The organism is Paeniglutamicibacter cryotolerans, from assembly GCF_014190875.1.
GTDB classification, from domain to species: Bacteria; Actinomycetota; Actinomycetes; order Actinomycetales; family Micrococcaceae; genus Paeniglutamicibacter; species Paeniglutamicibacter cryotolerans.
In genome coordinates this window covers 1,211,856-1,228,503 of the sequence record NZ_JACHVS010000001.1, presented here as the reverse complement: position 1 = coordinate 1,228,503, position 16,648 = coordinate 1,211,856, and the positions used below count along the sequence as shown (strand labels likewise).

Annotated in this window: 12 protein-coding genes and 2 rRNA genes; 1 reads left to right on the top strand and 13 read right to left on the bottom strand. The window is 63.2% G+C overall.

All coding sequences use genetic code 11. The features are described from left to right. Positions 1 to 9: 9 nt before the first annotated feature. Both E9229_RS05850 and E9229_RS05845 read right to left on the bottom strand, forming a co-directional pair. A 23S ribosomal RNA gene (locus E9229_RS05850) occupies positions 10 to 3,137 on the bottom strand. 602 nt (positions 3,138 to 3,739) lie between these two features. Next, positions 3,740 to 5,263: ribosomal RNA gene (locus tag E9229_RS05845) — 16S ribosomal RNA — on the bottom strand. Together the 16S and 23S rRNA genes form the textbook arrangement of a ribosomal RNA operon. Positions 5,264 to 5,865: 602 nt before the next feature. Here E9229_RS05845 and E9229_RS05840 point away from each other — a divergent pair. Beyond that, positions 5,866 to 6,882 carry an NAD(P)H-dependent flavin oxidoreductase gene (locus tag E9229_RS05840; RefSeq protein ID WP_183510333.1) on the top strand — a complete coding sequence of 339 codons (1,017 nt, stop codon included), beginning with the start codon at positions 5,866 to 5,868 and terminating at the stop codon, positions 6,880 to 6,882. A gap of 19 nt (positions 6,883 to 6,901) precedes the next feature. Here E9229_RS05840 and panC read toward each other — a convergent pair whose 3' ends face one another. The 11 genes from panC to hpt all read right to left on the bottom strand — a co-directional run bounded on the left by panC (position 6,902) and on the right by hpt (position 16,559). Then, complete coding sequence (panC, locus tag E9229_RS05835; RefSeq protein ID WP_183511902.1) at positions 6,902 to 7,876, bottom strand: pantoate--beta-alanine ligase; 975 nt, start codon at positions 7,874 to 7,876, stop codon at positions 6,902 to 6,904. A 50-nt stretch (positions 7,877 to 7,926) separates the two neighbouring features. Beyond that, a complete protein-coding gene (locus tag E9229_RS05830) occupies positions 7,927 to 8,805 on the bottom strand; it encodes a Rossmann-like and DUF2520 domain-containing protein (protein ID WP_183510332.1) in 879 nt (292 codons plus the stop codon). Then, entirely contained in the window at positions 8,802 to 10,331 is a 1,530-nt protein-coding gene (locus E9229_RS05825) for a PH domain-containing protein (protein ID WP_183510331.1), read from the bottom strand. The genes E9229_RS05830 and E9229_RS05825 overlap by 4 nt, the downstream gene beginning before the upstream one ends. Then, the gene (locus E9229_RS05820) at positions 10,328 to 10,840 is read right to left on the bottom strand and encodes a PH domain-containing protein (RefSeq protein ID WP_183510330.1); all 513 of its coding nucleotides are present in this window, start codon (positions 10,838 to 10,840) and stop codon (positions 10,328 to 10,330) included. The genes E9229_RS05825 and E9229_RS05820 overlap by 4 nt, the downstream gene beginning before the upstream one ends. Continuing rightward, a complete protein-coding gene (locus E9229_RS05815; RefSeq protein ID WP_183510329.1) occupies positions 10,821 to 11,321 on the bottom strand; it encodes a DUF3180 domain-containing protein in 501 nt (166 codons plus the stop codon). Before E9229_RS05815 ends, E9229_RS05820 begins: the two co-directional genes overlap by 20 nt. Next, positions 11,318 to 11,824 (bottom strand): 2-amino-4-hydroxy-6-hydroxymethyldihydropteridine diphosphokinase, encoded by a 507-nt coding sequence (gene folK, locus E9229_RS05810; RefSeq protein ID WP_183510328.1) that lies wholly within the window; start codon positions 11,822 to 11,824, stop codon positions 11,318 to 11,320. The genes E9229_RS05815 and folK overlap by 4 nt, the downstream gene beginning before the upstream one ends. After that, a complete protein-coding gene (gene folB / locus E9229_RS05805; RefSeq protein WP_183510327.1) occupies positions 11,821 to 12,189 on the bottom strand; it encodes a dihydroneopterin aldolase in 369 nt (122 codons plus the stop codon). The genes folK and folB overlap by 4 nt, the downstream gene beginning before the upstream one ends. Then, positions 12,186 to 13,112: a dihydropteroate synthase gene (gene folP, locus E9229_RS05800; RefSeq protein WP_183510326.1), complete on the bottom strand. Its 927-nt coding sequence runs from the start codon at positions 13,110 to 13,112 to the stop codon at positions 12,186 to 12,188. Before folP ends, folB begins: the two co-directional genes overlap by 4 nt. Before the next feature lie 6 nt (positions 13,113 to 13,118). Continuing rightward, a complete protein-coding gene (gene folE, locus E9229_RS05795) occupies positions 13,119 to 13,730 on the bottom strand; it encodes a GTP cyclohydrolase I FolE (RefSeq protein WP_183510325.1) in 612 nt (203 codons plus the stop codon). Between the two features lie 10 nt (positions 13,731 to 13,740). Next, positions 13,741 to 15,735, bottom strand: coding sequence for an ATP-dependent zinc metalloprotease FtsH (gene ftsH / locus E9229_RS05790; RefSeq protein ID WP_246380376.1), 1,995 nt, complete (start codon positions 15,733 to 15,735; stop codon positions 13,741 to 13,743). A 272-nt stretch (positions 15,736 to 16,007) separates the two neighbouring features. Beyond that, the gene (gene hpt, locus E9229_RS05785; protein WP_183510324.1) at positions 16,008 to 16,559 is read right to left on the bottom strand and encodes a hypoxanthine phosphoribosyltransferase; all 552 of its coding nucleotides are present in this window, start codon (positions 16,557 to 16,559) and stop codon (positions 16,008 to 16,010) included. Positions 16,560 to 16,648 lie beyond the last annotated feature (89 nt).

Here is a 16,648-nt window from a genome sequence, read left to right as displayed (position 1 = left end):
GTGGTGTTTGTGGTGTAAGTCATCGGCCTATTAGTACGGGTCGGCTTCACGGGTCTTTGGTCCCCGCTTCCACGTCCCGCCTATCAACCCAGTGGTCTGCTGGGGGCCTCTCACACAAATTGTGCGTGGAAATCTCATCTCGAAGTGGGCTTCCCGCTTAGATGCTTTCAGCGGTTATCCCTTCCGAACGTAGCCAATCAGCGGTGCACTTGGCAGTACAACTGACACACCAGAGGTTCGTCCGTCCCGGTCCTCTCGTACTAAGGACAGCTCTTCTCAAATTTCCTGCGCGCGCAGCGGATAGGGACCGAACTGTCTCACGACGTTCTAAACCCAGCTCGCGTACCGCTTTAATGGGCGAACAGCCCAACCCTTGGGACCTACTCCAGCCCCAGGATGCGACGAGCCGACATCGAGGTGCCAAACCATGCCGTCGATATGGACTCTTGGGCAAGATCAGCCTGTTATCCCCGAGGTACCTTTTATCCGTTGAGCGACGGCCGTTCCACAACGTGCCGCCGGATCACTAGTCCCGACTTTCGTCCCTGCTCGAGCTGTCGCTCTCACAGTCAAGCTCCCTTGTGCACTTACACTCGACACCTGATTGCCAACCAGGCTGAGGGAACCTTTGGGCGCCTCCGTTACTTTTTAGGAGGCAACCGCCCCAGTTAAACTACCCATCAGGCACTGTCCCTGACCCAGATCATGGGCCGAAGTTAGGTGACCGGTACAGCCAGAGTGGTATTTCAACGATGACTCCACCACAACTAGCGTTGCGGCTTCACAGTCTCCCACCTATCCTACACAAGCTGCACCGAACACCAATACCAAACTATAGTAAAGGTCTCGGGGTCTTTCCGTCCTGCTGCGCGTAACGAGCATCTTTACTCGTAGTGCAATTTCGCCGAGTTCATGGTTGAGACAGCGGGGAAGTCGTTACTCCATTCGTGCAGGTCGGAACTTACCCGACAAGGAATTTCGCTACCTTAGGATGGTTATAGTTACCACCGCCGTTTACTGGGGCTTAAATTCTCAGCTTCGCCTTGCGGCTAACCGGTCCTCTTAACCTTCCAGCACCGGGCAGGAGTCAGTCCGTATACATCGTCTTGCGACTTCGCACGGACCTGTGTTTTTAGTAAACAGTCGCTTCCCCCTGGTCTCTGCGGCCCCGATCCCCTCCGGAACGCGAAGTTCCATCAAGGTTGGGGCCCCCCTTCTCCCGAAGTTACGGGGGCATTTTGCCGAGTTCCTTAACCATGATTCTCTCGATCGCCTTAGTATTCTCTACCTGATCACCTGTGTCGGTTTGGGGTACGGGCGGCTAAAACCTCGCGTCGATGCTTTTCTTGGCAGCATAGGATCACCGAATCACCCCCCGAGGGGGGCGCCTATCGGGTCTCAGGCTTAGATGAGTCGCGGATTTGCCTACGACTCGCCCTACATCCTTGGACCAGGTCAATTCCATTGCCTGGCTCGGCTACCTTCCTGCGTCACACCTGTTAATACGCTTACCTCCCCGGCTCGGGTCCCGCGCCTTACACCCGGTAGATGACCCGAAGGTCATCTGGTGGGTGCTCGGGGCGGTTAGCATCGCCGGCTTAGTATGGGCGGTTTTTTACCGGTACGGGAATATCAACCCGTTGTCCATCGACTACGCCTGTCGGCCTCGCCTTAGGTCCCGACTTACCCAGGGCAGATTAGCTTGACCCTGGAACCCTTGATCATTCGGCGGACGGGTTTCTCACCCGTCTTTCGCTACTCATGCCTGCATTCTCACTCGTGTGGGCTCCACCGCTGGTTTACACCGCGACTTCACTGCCCACACGACGCTCCCCTACCCATCCAGGCGGCTGGACCACGAAGGCCTACCACATACCTGAATGACGCAACTTCGGCGGTGTGCTTGAGCCCCGCTACATTGTCGGCGCGGAATCACTTGACCAGTGAGCTATTACGCACTCTTTCAAGGATGGCTGCTTCTAAGCCAACCTCCTGGTTGTCTTCGCAACTCCACATCCTTTTCCACTTAGCACACGCTTAGGGGCCTTAGTTGGCGCTCTGGGCTGTTTCCCTCTCGACTATGAAGCTTATCCCCCACAGTCTCACTGCTGCGCTCTCACTTACCGGCATTCGGAGTTTGGCTGACGTCAGTAACCTTGTAGGGCCCATTAGCCATCCAGTAGCTCTACCTCCGGTAAGAAACACGCAACGCTGCACCTAAATGCATTTCGGGGAGAACCAGCTATCACGAAGTTTGATTGGCCTTTCACCCCTACCCACAGCTCATCCCCTCCATTTTCAACTGAAGTGGGTTCGGTCCTCCACGCGCTCTTACACGCGCTTCAACCTGGCCATGGGTAGATCACTTCGCTTCGGGTCTAGATCACGCCACTAACTCGCCCTATTCAGACTCGCTTTCGCTACGGCTTCCCCACACGGGTTAACCTCGCGACGTAACACTAACTCGCAGGCTCATTCTTCAAAAGGCACGCTGTCACCCCAACAAGGAGGCTCCAACGGATTGTAAGCGCACGGTTTCAGGTACTATTTCACTCCCCTCCCGGGGTACTTTTCACCTTTCCCTCACGGTACTTTTCCGCTATCGGTCATTGGGTAGTATTTAGGCTTATCAGGTGGTCCTGACAGATTCATACGGGATTTCTCGGGCCCCGTACTACTTGGGATACCATCACAGGGCGGCGAAACACATTACGGATACGGGACTTTCACCCCCTATGGTCCTGCATTCAAACAGGTTCTCCTATATGTTCGCACCTCACCCCGCCAGTGCGGCAGCACTGGCATGGATAGTCCCACAACCCCGACCATGCAACGCCCGCCGGCTATCACACATGGACCGGTTTAGCCCCATCCGCTTTCGCTCGCCACTACTCACGGAATCACTTTTGTTTTCTCTTCCTGGGGGTACTGAGATGTTTCACTTCCCCCCGTTCCCTCCACGCAGCCTATGTGTTCAGCTGCGGGTCATGCGGCATGACGCCGCACGGGGTTTCCCCATTCGGAAATCCTGGCATCAACGTCCGGTTATCGACTCCGCCAGGCTTATCGCAGATTCCCACGTCCTTCTTCGGCTCCCAATGCCAAGGCATTCACCGTGCGCCCTTAAAAACTTGACCACAAACAGGTCAAATCAAAAAGACACTAACTTATATCGAGAAAACCAACGGAACCACACACGAGGTGCGGTCCAGGGTCTTCTATCATCAAAGAAATTGCTATTTTGCATGCTCCACGACCCTCTCACACCCCCTCCCGAAGAAGCAGGCGATCAACGATACGTGGCATACAAGATGCTCGCGTCCACTATGCAGTTCCCAAACAACAACCCCATCACACCCACCACCAGCACCACCACCCCGTCACGGGATGATTCGGCGCGGCTTAGGCCATGCGCGGGGACAACCAGAAACAAACAGCCCACACACACCACCACTCACCCCCCACCACAACGGTGAGAGACGAGCAAGTAAACATGCATGTCCTGTTGCCTCAGGACCCAACAGTGTGCCAAGAGACCGAACCCCCCACCGACCAGCTCCCCGTTCCCACCACACAAGTGCGGCGTACTAGGAAAACCAACCAGGAAGAAACCCGGCCATTACCTGTTAACATTCCACCCATGAGCACCCGTCCACCAACACAAGTGGTGGAAACGGGCAGCACTGAACAAGCCGTGAACACCACTGTGGATGAACCGTACCTGCTAGTTGCTCCTTAGAAAGGAGGTGATCCAGCCGCACCTTCCGGTACGGCTACCTTGTTACGACTTAGTCCCAATCGCCGGTCCCACCTTCGACGGCTCCCTCCCACAAGGGGTTAGGCCACCGGCTTCGGGTGTTACCAACTTTCGTGACTTGACGGGCGGTGTGTACAAGGCCCGGGAACGTATTCACCGCAGCGTTGCTGATCTGCGATTACTAGCGACTCCGACTTCATGGGGTCGAGTTGCAGACCCCAATCCGAACTGAGACCGGCTTTTTGGGATTAGCTCCACCTCACAGTATCGCAACCCATTGTACCGGCCATTGTAGCATGCGTGAAGCCCAAGACATAAGGGGCATGATGATTTGACGTCGTCCCCACCTTCCTCCGAGTTGACCCCGGCAGTCTCCTATGAGTCCCCGGCATAATCCGCTGGCAACATAGAACGAGGGTTGCGCTCGTTGCGGGACTTAACCCAACATCTCACGACACGAGCTGACGACAACCATGCACCACCTGTGAACCGACCCCAAAGGGGAAACCGTGTTTCCACGGCGATCCGGAACATGTCAAGCCTTGGTAAGGTTCTTCGCGTTGCATCGAATTAATCCGCATGCTCCGCCGCTTGTGCGGGCCCCCGTCAATTCCTTTGAGTTTTAGCCTTGCGGCCGTACTCCCCAGGCGGGGCACTTAATGCGTTAGCTACGGCGCGGAAAACGTGGAATGTCCCCCACACCTAGTGCCCAACGTTTACGGCATGGACTACCAGGGTATCTAATCCTGTTCGCTCCCCATGCTTTCGCTCCTCAGCGTCAGTTAATGCCCAGAGACCTGCCTTCGCCATCGGTGTTCCTCCTGATATCTGCGCATTTCACCGCTACACCAGGAATTCCAGTCTCCCCTACATCACTCTAGTCTGCCCGTACCCACCGCAGATCCGGAGTTGAGCCCCGGACTTTCACGGCAGACGCGACAAACCGCCTACGAGCTCTTTACGCCCAATAATTCCGGATAACGCTTGCGCCCTACGTATTACCGCGGCTGCTGGCACGTAGTTAGCCGGCGCTTCTTCTGCAGGTACCGTCACTTTCGCTTCTTCCCTACTGAAAGAGGTTTACAACCCGAAGGCCGTCATCCCTCACGCGGCGTCGCTGCATCAGGCTTTCGCCCATTGTGCAATATTCCCCACTGCTGCCTCCCGTAGGAGTCTGGGCCGTGTCTCAGTCCCAGTGTGGCCGGTCACCCTCTCAGGCCGGCTACCCGTCGTCGCCTTGGTGAGCCATTACCTCACCAACAAGCTGATAGGCCGCGAGTCCATCCCAGACCGATAAATCTTTCCACCAAAAACCATGCGGCTTACGGTGCATATCCGGTATTAGACCCAGTTTCCCGGGCTTATCCCAGAGTCTAGGGCAGGTTACTCACGTGTTACTCACCCGTTCGCCACTAATCGGAGAGCAAGCTCCCCTCATCGTTCGACTTGCATGTGTTAAGCACGCCGCCAGCGTTCATCCTGAGCCAGGATCAAACTCTCCGTAAAAAAATACAGACACAACCAACACGCCGACTGGAAAAAGCCGACCGGGTTGCACCAAGTAAAAAAATCCCGGCAAATTGCCTCGAGCCTCCACACGGGGGTGCGGAGCCCGAAACCATTCACCAATTACATAATAAAATCGGTGTTAACAAATTTGGCACACTATTGAGTTCTCAAACAACAGACGCTTCCAACCTCCACGACCCGGAACACCGGCGCTTCGCTCTGGAGCAACTTATCTAACTTACCGTGTCCGCCACCCGGAAGCAAATCGGCCGTTCAAGGCCTGACCAGCAATCCGGGGCGCAACTCCCTCCCGGTTTTCCGCGCTGACAGCGACAGGAAAACCATGCGAAGGGAGTTTGTTAGAAGATTCGGTCGCCGGGCGGCTGTTTCAGCGGCTTTCTTGCTGTGTTGGCCGCGGCGACTTAGAAAACAATACAGGCGTTCGGACGCCCTGGCAAATCGACGGACACCTACGGCGAAGTGCCTCCAGGCCCCGTGGTTCCGGGCTTTTCCGTGCCATCGGAGGCGCCCCCCTGGCATTCGAACCTTTGAGTGCTGCGTCACACGAAGGCACGTCCTTCGGCAATAGACTCGATTGCATGAACGCCTCCCCTGAATCCGCTGCTTGCTCTGCCTCCCGGGGCCCTCTGGACTTCGCTTCCCGTTTCGGGCTTGAGCAGCCAATCCTCAATGCGTCCATGGCTGGTGCTGCAGGTGGGGCGCTGGCCGCAGCAGTATCATCCGCTGGCGGCCTGGGGATGCTGGGCATCGGCAGCGGATCAAAGGCCGGCTGGTTGCACGAACAGGCATCCCTTGCTTCGGCTCCCGGCGGGGCATGGGGCGCGGGGCTGATGGCCTGGGTCTTGGAGGAGTCAATGGACCCGCTCAAGGTTCTGCTTGAGCACCGCCCGGGGTTCATCTGCGTGAGCTTCGGTGAACCGGGACCCGCGGCTGAACTCGCCCATTCCGCCGGCGCACTGGTAGGCATGCAGGTGGGTAACGCCGCTGAGCTCGAGCGTGCGCTGGGAGAGGACATCGATGTCGTGATCTGCCGTGGAAGCGAGGGTGGCGGGCACGGCCGCAACGAGGTCACCACACTCCCCCTATTGCAGCTGGCCCTGGAGAAGACGGACAAGCCGGTCATCGGGGCCGGCGGCATTGCCACGGCCCGGGGCATTGCCGCCATCTTGGGCAGTGGTGCGCAGGCCGTCTGGGTGGGAACCCGCTTCGCCGCCGCCAAGGAATCGCTGAGCCATGTACGGGTCAAGGAGGCCATCGGACGGGCATCCATCGACGACACCCTCTATACGCGCGCATTCGACATCGCCCAAGAGATTCCCTGGCCCAGGCACTATGGCGGCCGGGCACTGCGCAATGGCTTCAGTGAGCAGTGGACCGAACGCATCGGAGAGCTCGAGGCTGCGGTGGAAGGGGATCACGGCATCACCGATTCCATGGAAGACGCCCGCAGGAACGCGGACCTCGATACGGCCCCCGTCTACGCGGGCCAGTCCGCCGGCCTGTCCGGCACCGGGGAATCCGCCGCGTCGATCATGGCCGATCTCGCCGGCTTCCGCGCCCATCTAGCTGCGGCCAGCGGACGCTGGACGGCCTGAGCGGTAGCCGGCATCGGGCTCAGGTGCCGAGCGGCACGTTGTCGATCAGCCGGACGGCGCCGACCTGGGCCGCCAACAGCAACAGGCCCTCCCCGGTAAAGGGGGTGTCCTGGCAGTTGAAGGCCAGCGGCGCCAGTGTGTCCGGATCCACGAGCTCGAAGTAGTCGAGCCGGACCAGCGGTTGAAGGCCGACCAGTGCAACGGCATCTTCCAGGTACAGCTGTTCGTGCTTTTCGGCCCGGCGCCGGATCAGGCTCAGCGCCTCATACAGGACCAGTGCCGCCTTAGCCTCGGGGCCGGTGAGGAACGCGTTGCGGCTGGAGAGCGCCAGCCCCTGGGCATTGCGCACGATTGGAACCGAGCGGATATCCACCTCATAGGCGAGGTCCTTGACCATGCGCCGGATCAATACCACCTGCTGGGCGTCCTTCTGCCCGAAGTAGGCCCGATATTCCACCGGTAGGCCCAGGCTCAGCGGAGGCTGTCCGTAGTGCAGCAGCTTGGCGACCACGGCAAGCATCCCGTCGAAGTGGCCGGGGCGGGCTGCCCCCTCGAAGGCCTCGCCCAGCGGGCCGCTGCGCAGCGCCACCAGTGGAACCCCATCCGGATAGACCTCCGAGGCCTCGGGGGCGAAGACGATATCCGCGCCCACCCCGCCCAGCAACCTCAGGTCGGCATCGAGCGTGCGCGGGTAGCGGGCATAGTCCTGCGCGTCGTTGAATTGCAGCTCGTTGACGAAGATCGTCACCACGACGACGTCGCTTTCCTCGCGGGCATGCCGGATCAGCGTGGCATGGCCCTCATGCAGCGCACCCATTGTGGGGACCAGGGCCAGGGTCCGCGGTGCGTTGCCACGGCCGGGCACCGCCGTCAGTGCCGCTGCGACGGCTGCCTTCAACCCAGCCACGGTTCGCACCAGCAGCGGTTCAGTGGCGGGTGTCCCGGGGAGCCCCGGTTCCGGGGTATCGGCCCAGGTGGTTTGCGCTGAATTCATCACGCTCCGATTTTAACCCCGTTCCCCACCCCCGGCTGGGAAACAGCCGATCAGGCAAGGGTGTCGAGGATCCGGGCCAGTGCTTCGTCGCCGATGAGCTTGCGTGCGTGGGCCCGCATCGCCGTGGCCCGGGACATCGCCAGGTAGGCCTGACGGGTATCGGCGGGGATTCCCGCCGTGGACAGGGCGGCCCGGTGGGCTTGGACCGTTCCAGCATCGCCGCGCGCGACGGGCCCGGTCAGCGCGCCCTCCCCGGAGGCGAGCGCGTTTTCCAGCGAGGCGCGCATGAGCGGACCCAGGACGCGTTCGGGGTGCTCGACGCCCAGCGATGCCAGCAGCCCGGCGCTCTGCCCGGCGATGGTGACCAGGTGGTTCGAGGCATGGGCCAGTGCCGCATGATAGGCCGGACGGTCGGCCTCGGCAATGACCACCGGTTCGGCGCCCATCTCCACCACCAGCGCCTGAGCGATCGGCAGCATCATCTTGTCGGCGCTGACCCCGAACGCGGCATCCTGGATACGCACCAGGTCCAAGGACATCCCGGTGAACGTCATCGCCGGGTGGATGGCCAGCGGGATGGCGCCGGCCGCGCGAATCGGATCCAGAACCGAGGTGCCGAAACGGCCGGCGGTGTGGGCGACCAGCTGTCCGGCCTGCCAGTGCCCGGCAGCGGCGATGCCGGCCACCAGATCGGGCAGCGCGTCGTCGGGGACGGCAAGCAACACGAGTTCGGCGCGCCTGACGATGTCGGGGATCTCGAGCACCGGGACGCCGGGCAACAGCAGTTCGGCCCGGTCCCGGGAGGCCTCCGAGACCGCATGGACACCGACGATTCCGTGTTCGGCGGCACGCAGTGCGGCGCCCAACACGGCACCGACACGTCCGGCGGAGATGATGCCGACGCCCAGGCGTCCTGGTTTGCCGCTCATGAGGGGTCCTTCGTGGTTGCTGGTTCCGGCGGGCGCTGCCCGTCCGGGCCGGATGGCGTTTGTCGTGCGGCTGGTTGAATCCAGTGGTTGGCATCGTGCAGCGCCCGTGCAGCCGCGGCTCGGTCCGCCTGTTCAAGGAACAGAGTGCGCGCATCGCCGAGGGCCAGCTGCTTGACCACCGGCGATACGGGTCCCGGCGTGGTGGCCAGGTGCACGTTTGCCACCCGGCAGCGGCGGGCCAGCGGACCCTGGGTCAGCAGCAGCCCCTGGCTGCGTTCATGCGGGACCACGACCAGGGTGCGGTGCAGCACGCCGGACCGGGCCAGCAGCGCCGTGCCGGTGACGGCGTATCCCTGCCGGCGCCAGGCCAGCGGGGAGAGCGGGCGCACCGAGCGCGGGGATCCGGTGAATCCGTGGTCCGGACCGGAACCGGAAATGCCGGCGCGGAAGAGTTCCACCGGATCGGCGGTCCCCGGATCGGGGAGCACCACGGAGAGCACCGCCATGACATCGTCGTACCTGCCCACCGGAAGCAACGTGGAGCGTTGTGCGGTATCCGTGTTCTGGCCGAATCCCGCAACGTTCACCGTGACCCGGTACCAGCCCAGCGCCCGCCAGAGCCACGGGCTGGAGATCCGGATCGCCTGCACCCGGCCGGGCGGGACCGTCTGGTGCCGGGTATCGAGCAGTCCGTAGCTCACGCGCAGCCCGTCATCGCCGGTGGCCGCCTTGAAGTTCCAGCCTTGGTTGAAGCCGTTCCAAAGGGCTCCGCCTAGGCCCAGGAACGTCGGCAGCAGCACGAACGGGCCGAAACCCTCGATCTTCAGCATCAGTACGACGATCACGATGACGGACACCGCAAGTGAGATGCCCAGCGGATGAAGCAGAAGCGAGCCGACGAGCCGGCCCGGAGGTACTGAGGCCACGACGAATTCAGTGGCTTCCAGCGCGGGAATGCGGGCCTGTTCGGACGTCGCTGTATCGGTTGCCCGCGCGGGTGGAACCGTTGTGGGCTTCAGCCCGGAGGCGAGGAACAGAATCTCGTTTCGCAGTTCCTTGGCCTCGGCCAGCTTCACGTAGGACAGGCTCATCGCGCTCTGACCGGAATCCGCCACGTCGAACTTCAGTTCGGCGAGCCCGAAGATCCGCGCCAGCAGCGGCTGGGCGATGTCGACGGCCTGCACCCGATCGATCCGGGCCTGGCGTTGTTGGCGGAAGATGATCCCGGAGTTGACGTTCACGTGGTGCTCGGTGATCTGGTAGCGGGTGAACCACCAGGAGGCGACGAAGCCGAGCACCACCAGCAGTAGGACGCCAAGTCCGATGAGCACGGCAAGCGGGCCGCGTTCGGCCAGCCATGCACCGCCCGGATCCGCTTCCATGCCGGGGTTCAGCAGTCCGTTGAAGGCGTTCTGTCCGTAGACGAAGGCGATGGCCACCACGGCGATCCAGCCGCGCACCAGCGGCGACACCGGGTGGACGCGGCGCCAGCTGCCGTCGCCGGCCACCGGATTCCGCCCGCTCACAGCCCGGCCAGCCGGGTTTCGCCGCGGGCGGCGAGCTGTTCACGCAGGCGGGCCCCCTCGGCCAACGGCAGTCCGGGGATCTCGGCGATGGCATTGGGGGCGGCGGTATGCAGCTTGACCTTGCACAGCCCGAGCATCCGGTCGATCGGCCCCACGGCCACGTCGACGTACTGCATCCTGCCGTAGGGGACCACGAGCAGCTTTTGGAACATCAGCCCGTGGCGCACCAGCAGGTCGTCATCGCGTTCGGCATAGCCGATGGCGCGCACCTGGCGCGGGATCAGTGCCAGTCGGATCAGTTCGGCGAGCAGCACGGCTGCCGGGACGCTGATCCCCAGCCAGAGCGGGTAGCCGGGCCACACCCCAGTCTGCCGAAGCACCAGTGGAACGCCGAGCACGGCCACCGTAATCAGCGCGCCAACGAGCCAGCCGACCGTGCGCACCGCCGCATACTTCGGGGAAACGCGCGTCCACGCGATCCCCTCCGGGTCAATTGGTTCCTGCGGCATATCCGGTGTCATCCTTACCTTCGTGGCCGGCTTCCGGCGACGAAGGGTCATCGGGCGGCACTTTGCAGAATTGTTCAACGATCCATCCAACGATAACCATCACCGCTGCGGCAACGATCATCAAAAGGGCGGATCTTACGGCGACCGAGCCGAACCCGGTGACGCGCAGCAGCTCGATCAGGATGCCCACGTGCCAGCCGCCGATCAGCGTTCCGGCATACGCGCTGGCCTGCGCGAGGATCAGCGTGCGGGCGGCGGCGATGGGGTCCAGCCGGGACTTCAGCTTGCCCTGGGTGTAGCGGCGGACGCGGATTCCCATGATCAAGGTCAGCGCCGAGACCCCGGCCATGGTGGGAAGCGCGGTCCAGTTGAGCACCGGGACGCTGCGGCCGGCGGATACCACCAGCTGCTGCCCCGCCCAGCCGAGCACCACCGCCGCGATGAAGAACAGCAGCAACTGCAGCGGCCGCAGGACGCTCATGGCCGGGGGTCCTGTTCGTACCGGCGCAGTCCGGCGAGATCCGCCGCGACGGCGGCAAGACCGGCCACCGGGGCACCGCCCAGCGTGGCATGAGGATCCATCCAGGCCCACGGCTGCAGCACGAAGGCCCGGCCCGCAGCGCGCGGGTGCGGCAGGGTCAGCACCGGGTCCTCGGATGTGGTGTCGCCATAGGTGATCACGTCGACGTCCAGGGTGCGCGGACCCCAGCGGACCACGCGGACCCGATCGTGACGCTGTTCGATGTCCTGGCAGTGGGCCAGCAAGGCAAGCGGCTCGAGTCCGGTTTCGACCTCAATGACCATGTTCAGGTAGTCGGGGGAATCGGCGGGCCCGCCCACGGATTTGGTCGCCACGATCGGGGAACTGCGCACCAGGCGCACCAACGGGTGTGCCGAAAGGTCTGCGACCGCCTGTTCGAGGATGCCCTCGCGCTCGCCCAGGTTGGACCCCAGGGCAAGCACCGAGCGGACCGGGGTGCTCATGCCCGCTCCCGGTAGATACCGATGCTCACGTCGCCGAACGGCACCGGGATCGGTGCCTGCGGCTTATGTACCGTGACCTCGACGGCCGCCACGGCGAACTCGCGCAGCACCGCGGCGGCGATCACCTCGGCGAGCTTCTCAATCAGGTCATAGGGGCCGGCCATGATCTCGGCCTGCACCAGTTCGGCGAGTTCGCCGTAGTGTGCGGTGTCGAGCACGTCATCGCTCGCCGCGGCGGGGCGGATGTCAGTGTGCAGGACGATATCCACGACGAACGGCTGGCCGTCGCGCTTCTCATGATCGAACACCCCGTGGTATCCGGTGGCGGTGATCCCGCGCAGCGAGATCGTATCGTGGCGGATCATGCCCCGGCCTTCACCGGTTTCCGGGCCGTCGTCCAGGCCGTTGCCGTCTTGACGGCGTCCAAGTTCGATCCGACGTCGTGCACGCGTACGCACCAGACACCGGCGGCGCCCGCCAACGCCGAGGTGGCCGCCGTGGCCGCATCGCGGGCCGTGGGCTCCGCATCCTTGCCGTCGACCCGCAGCAGCGAGCCCAGGAAGCGCTTGCGCGAGGTGCCCACGAGGACGCGGTGGCCCAGCTCGGTGAATGTCTGTAATCCGCGCAGCAGCTCCCAGTTGTGCCCTGCTTCCTTGGCGAAACCGAGTCCCGGATCCAAGATCAGCTGTTCGGGCTTGACCCCGGCGGCGATGAAGCATTCCCGCAGCGCGAGCAGTTCGGCCTTGACCTCGGTGAGCACATCGGCGTAGTCCGCCTCGGTGGTCATGGATGTCGCGTCGCCGCGTCGGTGCATCAGCACGTAGGGGACGCCGCGTTCGGCGATCAGCGCCGGCATGTCGGCCTCGTGGGTAAGCCCGGAGACATCGTTAACCAGGTGCGCGCCGGCATCGAGCGCGGCCCGTGCCGTGGAGGTGTGCATGGTGTCCACGGAAACCACGGCTCCGGCCTTGACCAGCGTGGCGATGACCGGGACGATCCGGGCTGCCTCCTGGGCCGGGTCCACCGGCGCGGCGCCGGGACGGGTCGATTCCCCGCCGACGTCGATGATGTCGGCGCCGCCGTAGAACATGCGCAGGCCGTGCTGGATCGCGTCGTCGGTCTTGGCGTACTTGCCACCGTCGCTGAACGAGTCCTCAGTGACATTGAGGATGCCCATGACCAGGGTGCGGTCGGTGGGCAGGTCGGCCAGGGTGCGGACCTTGACCTTGCGGATCACGGGCATCGGGTTGGTGGCCGGACCGGTTCCGGGAATGGCTCCGAGGGACATATTGACCTACTTTCCGAGTATGAGGCTCATGGCCTCGGCCCGGGTTGCCGGTTCGCGCAGCTGGCCGCGCACGGCACTGGTGACCGTCTTGGCACCCGGTTTGCGCACGCCCCGCATGGACATGCACATGTGTTCACATTCAATGACAACCATTGCCCCGCGGGGACTCAGGTGCTCCATGAGCGCCTCGACGATCTGGGTCGTCAGCCGCTCCTGGACCTGCGGGCGGCGGGCATAGACCTCGACCAGGCGGGCCAGTTTGCTCAGTCCCGTCACCTTGCCCTCGGGACCGGGGATGTAGCCCACGTGCGCCGAACCGTGGAACGGCACCAGGTGGTGCTCGCAGGTCGAGTAGAACGGGATGTCCTTGACCAGCACCAGCTCGTCATGGTCGATGTCGAAGGTCGTGGCCAGCAATTCCGCAGGATCCTCATGGAGTCCGGCGAAGAACTCGCCATAGGCCTTCGCTACGCGCTTGGGGGTCTCCACCAGGCCGTCCCGGTCCGGGTCCTCGCCGATGGCCTCCAGGATCTCGCGCACGGCGCGCTCGATCCGTGGCAGGTCAACGCCGCTGTTGGCAATGGTCAGGTTTGCAGTGTCATCGTCGAATTCCGTCACGGTTCCGATCCTAGCCTGTGGGCTGCGAACCCTGATCGTCGGTAGAGGCGGGCTCGGCCTTCTCCAGTGACGGGGCTGCGACGGCGGCGGCCTCGGCGCGCTCCTTCGGGGAGAGCACCGGACCTTCCTCCATGACCGGGCGCGAGTCCTTGGACAGCCAGACCTTGCGCTCGGGGCGCTTGACCAGGTCGTGGAAGATCGCCTCGATCTCCGCCTGGTTCAGCGTCTCGTGCTCCAGCAGGGCCAAGGCGAGGCGGTCCAGCACGTGGCGGTTCTCGATCAGCGCTGCATAGGCCTCGTCGTGGGCGGCATCGATCAGCGCGCGGACCTCCTCGTCGACGACGTTGGCCATCGCATCGGAGTAGTCCCGGGACGCGGACTGGCCGTACATGGCGTCGCCGCCGCCGGAGCCCAGCTTCACGGCGCCGATGCGTTCGGACATGCCGTAGTCGGTGACCATGGCGCGCGCCGTGGCCGTGGCCTTCTCGATGTCGTTCGAGGCGCCGGTGGACGGGTCGTGGAAAATGATTTCCTCGGCGACGCGCCCACCCATGGCGTAGGCCATCTGGTCCAGCAGCTCGTTGCGGGTCACCGAGTACTTGTCGTCCTCGGGGACCACCATGGTGTAGCCCAGTGCGCGGCCACGGGGCAGGATGGTGACCTTGGTGACCGGGGCGGTCTGGCGCATGGCGGCCGCCACCAGGGCGTGTCCACCCTCGTGGTAGGCGGTGATCTTGCGCTCGTGCTCCTTCATCAGGCGCGAGCGCTTCTGCGGGCCGGCCATGACGCGGTCGATGGCCTCGTCCAGGGCGCGGTCATCGATCAGCTGGGCGTTGGAGCGGGCTGTCAGCAGCGCCGCCTCGTTGAGCACGTTGGCCAGGTCGGCGCCGGTGTAGCCCGGGGTCTTCTTGGCGACCGCCTTGAGGTCGACGTTGGATGCCATCGGCTTGCCCTGCGCGTGGACCTTGAGGATCTGCTCGCGGCCGACCATGTCCGGTGCCTCGACGGGGATCTGGCGGTCGAAACGGCCCGGGCGCAGCAGCGCCGGGTCGAGCACGTCCGGACGGTTGGTCGCGGCGATGAGGATGACGTTGGTGGTGGCGTCGAAGCCGTCCATCTCGACGAGCAGCTGGTTCAGCGTCTGCTCGCGTTCGTCGTTGCCACCGCCGATGCCGGCACCACGGTGGCGGCCCACCGCATCGATCTCGTCGACGAAGATGATCGCCGGGGAGTTGGTCTTGGCCTGTTCGAAGAGGTCGCGCACGCGGGAAGCGCCGACGCCGACGAACATTTCAACGAAGTCCGAACCGGAGATGGAGTAGAACGGGACCGAGGCCTCGCCGGCGACCGCCTTGGCGAGCAGCGTCTTGCCGGTGCCCGGGGGGCCGTAGAGCAGCACGCCCTTGGGGATCTTGGCGCCGACGGCCTTGAACTTGCCCGGCTCCTGCAGGAATTCCTTGATCTCGTGGAGTTCCTCGACCGCTTCTTCGGCACCCGCGACATCGGCGAAGGTCACCTGCGGCATGTCCTTGGTGATCAGCTTGGCCTTGGACTTGCCGAACTGCATGACCTTGGATCCACCACCCTGGGAGCGCGAGAGGATGAACCAGAACAGCGCGGCGATCAGGATGAACGGGATCAGCACGCCGAGCATCGAGAGCAGCCAGTTGTTCTGCACCGGCTGGTCGGTGTAGCCGGTGAGCTGTCCGCTATCCACGGCGTCAACGACCTGCAGGGCGCGGGCGCTGGTGTAGTAGAAGGAGACGCTGGTGCCCTTGTCGGACCCGTCGAGCACGAGCGGGGTCTTCAGCGTCAGGTCTACGCGCTGCTCGCCGTCGAAGATCTTCGCTTCGGCGACCTTGTCATCCTTGAGCAGGCCCATGCCGACGCTGGTATCGATCTGGCCGTTGTTTCCGCCCAACAGGGAGGGCAGGAAAATGAGCAGCGCCGCAACGCCGAGCAGAACCCAAATAATCCAGCTGTTGAAAATCTTCTTGACAGTCATGATGTGGGGTCCCGTCCCCGTCCCTCCTGTTTTTTGGACGAATTCAGCGTCCGGGCGCCTGGGCGACGCCACCTTTTCTACACGTTAACAAGTACACGCTCCACCTGTTCCCACGCACAGTTAAGGAGATAAGTTCCCCTTTAGGCGTAAGTCAGCAGGCGCAGGGTCTTGGCCGGCGACCGGAACCGGGTTAAATCGAAATGGCGGCCGTGACAGGGGAATCCACTCGGGTCCTCCTGTCACGGCCGCCGCATTGTTCCGCCGCTTTGCCGCTAGGCGTAGACGTGCGGGGCCAGGGTTCCGATGAAGTCCAGGTTCCGGTACTTCTCGTCGAAGTCCAGTCCGTAGCCGACCACGAATTCGCTGGGGATCTCCATGCCGACGTACTTCACATCGATTTCGACCTTGGCGGCTGCCGGCTTGCGCAGCAGCGTGCATATTTCCACCGAGGCCGGGCCGCGGGACATGAGGTTGGCCTTGAGCCAGGAAAGGGTCAGGCCAGAGTCGATGATGTCCTCGACGATCAGCACGTGCTTGCCCAGCAGATCGGTGTCGAGGTCCTTGAGGATCCGTACGACGCCGGAGGACTGGGTGCCCGAGCCGTAGGATGACACTGCCATCCAGTCCATGCTCACGTGGGAGTGAAGGGCCCGGACGAGGTCTGCCATGACCATCACCGCTCCCTTGAGCACGCCGACAACCAGGATGTCCCGGCCCTCGTAGTCGGCATCGATCCGAGCTGCCAGCTCATTGATCTTGTCCTGGATCTGTTCCTTGGTATAGAGAACGTGTGCGAGATCGCCGCTGACGTCGTTCGAATCCACGAAGGGCTCCTGTGTCGAGGTCCCGGCCGGGCCGGGAGGGGGGTTTACCTGCTCAGATCAAGAGTGCCATAGCGGCGGTGGTTGTGGGG

Coding starts and splice junctions, on each gene's coding strand:
- E9229_RS05840 (WP_183510333.1), top strand. CDS start 5,866: ATGAACGCCTCCCCTGAATCCGCTGCTTGCTCTGCCTCCCGGGGCCCT.
- panC (WP_183511902.1), bottom strand. CDS start 7,876: ATGAATTCAGCGCAAACCACCTGGGCCGATACCCCGGAACCGGGGCTC.
- E9229_RS05830 (WP_183510332.1), bottom strand. CDS start 8,805: ATGAGCGGCAAACCAGGACGCCTGGGCGTCGGCATCATCTCCGCCGGA.
- E9229_RS05820 (WP_183510330.1), bottom strand. CDS start 10,840: ATGCCGCAGGAACCAATTGACCCGGAGGGGATCGCGTGGACGCGCGTT.
- E9229_RS05815 (WP_183510329.1), bottom strand. CDS start 11,321: ATGAGCGTCCTGCGGCCGCTGCAGTTGCTGCTGTTCTTCATCGCGGCG.
- folK (WP_183510328.1), bottom strand. CDS start 11,824: ATGAGCACCCCGGTCCGCTCGGTGCTTGCCCTGGGGTCCAACCTGGGC.
- folB (WP_183510327.1), bottom strand. CDS start 12,189: ATGATCCGCCACGATACGATCTCGCTGCGCGGGATCACCGCCACCGGA.
- folP (WP_183510326.1), bottom strand. CDS start 13,112: ATGTCCCTCGGAGCCATTCCCGGAACCGGTCCGGCCACCAACCCGATG.
- ftsH (WP_246380376.1), bottom strand. CDS start 15,735: ATGACTGTCAAGAAGATTTTCAACAGCTGGATTATTTGGGTTCTGCTC.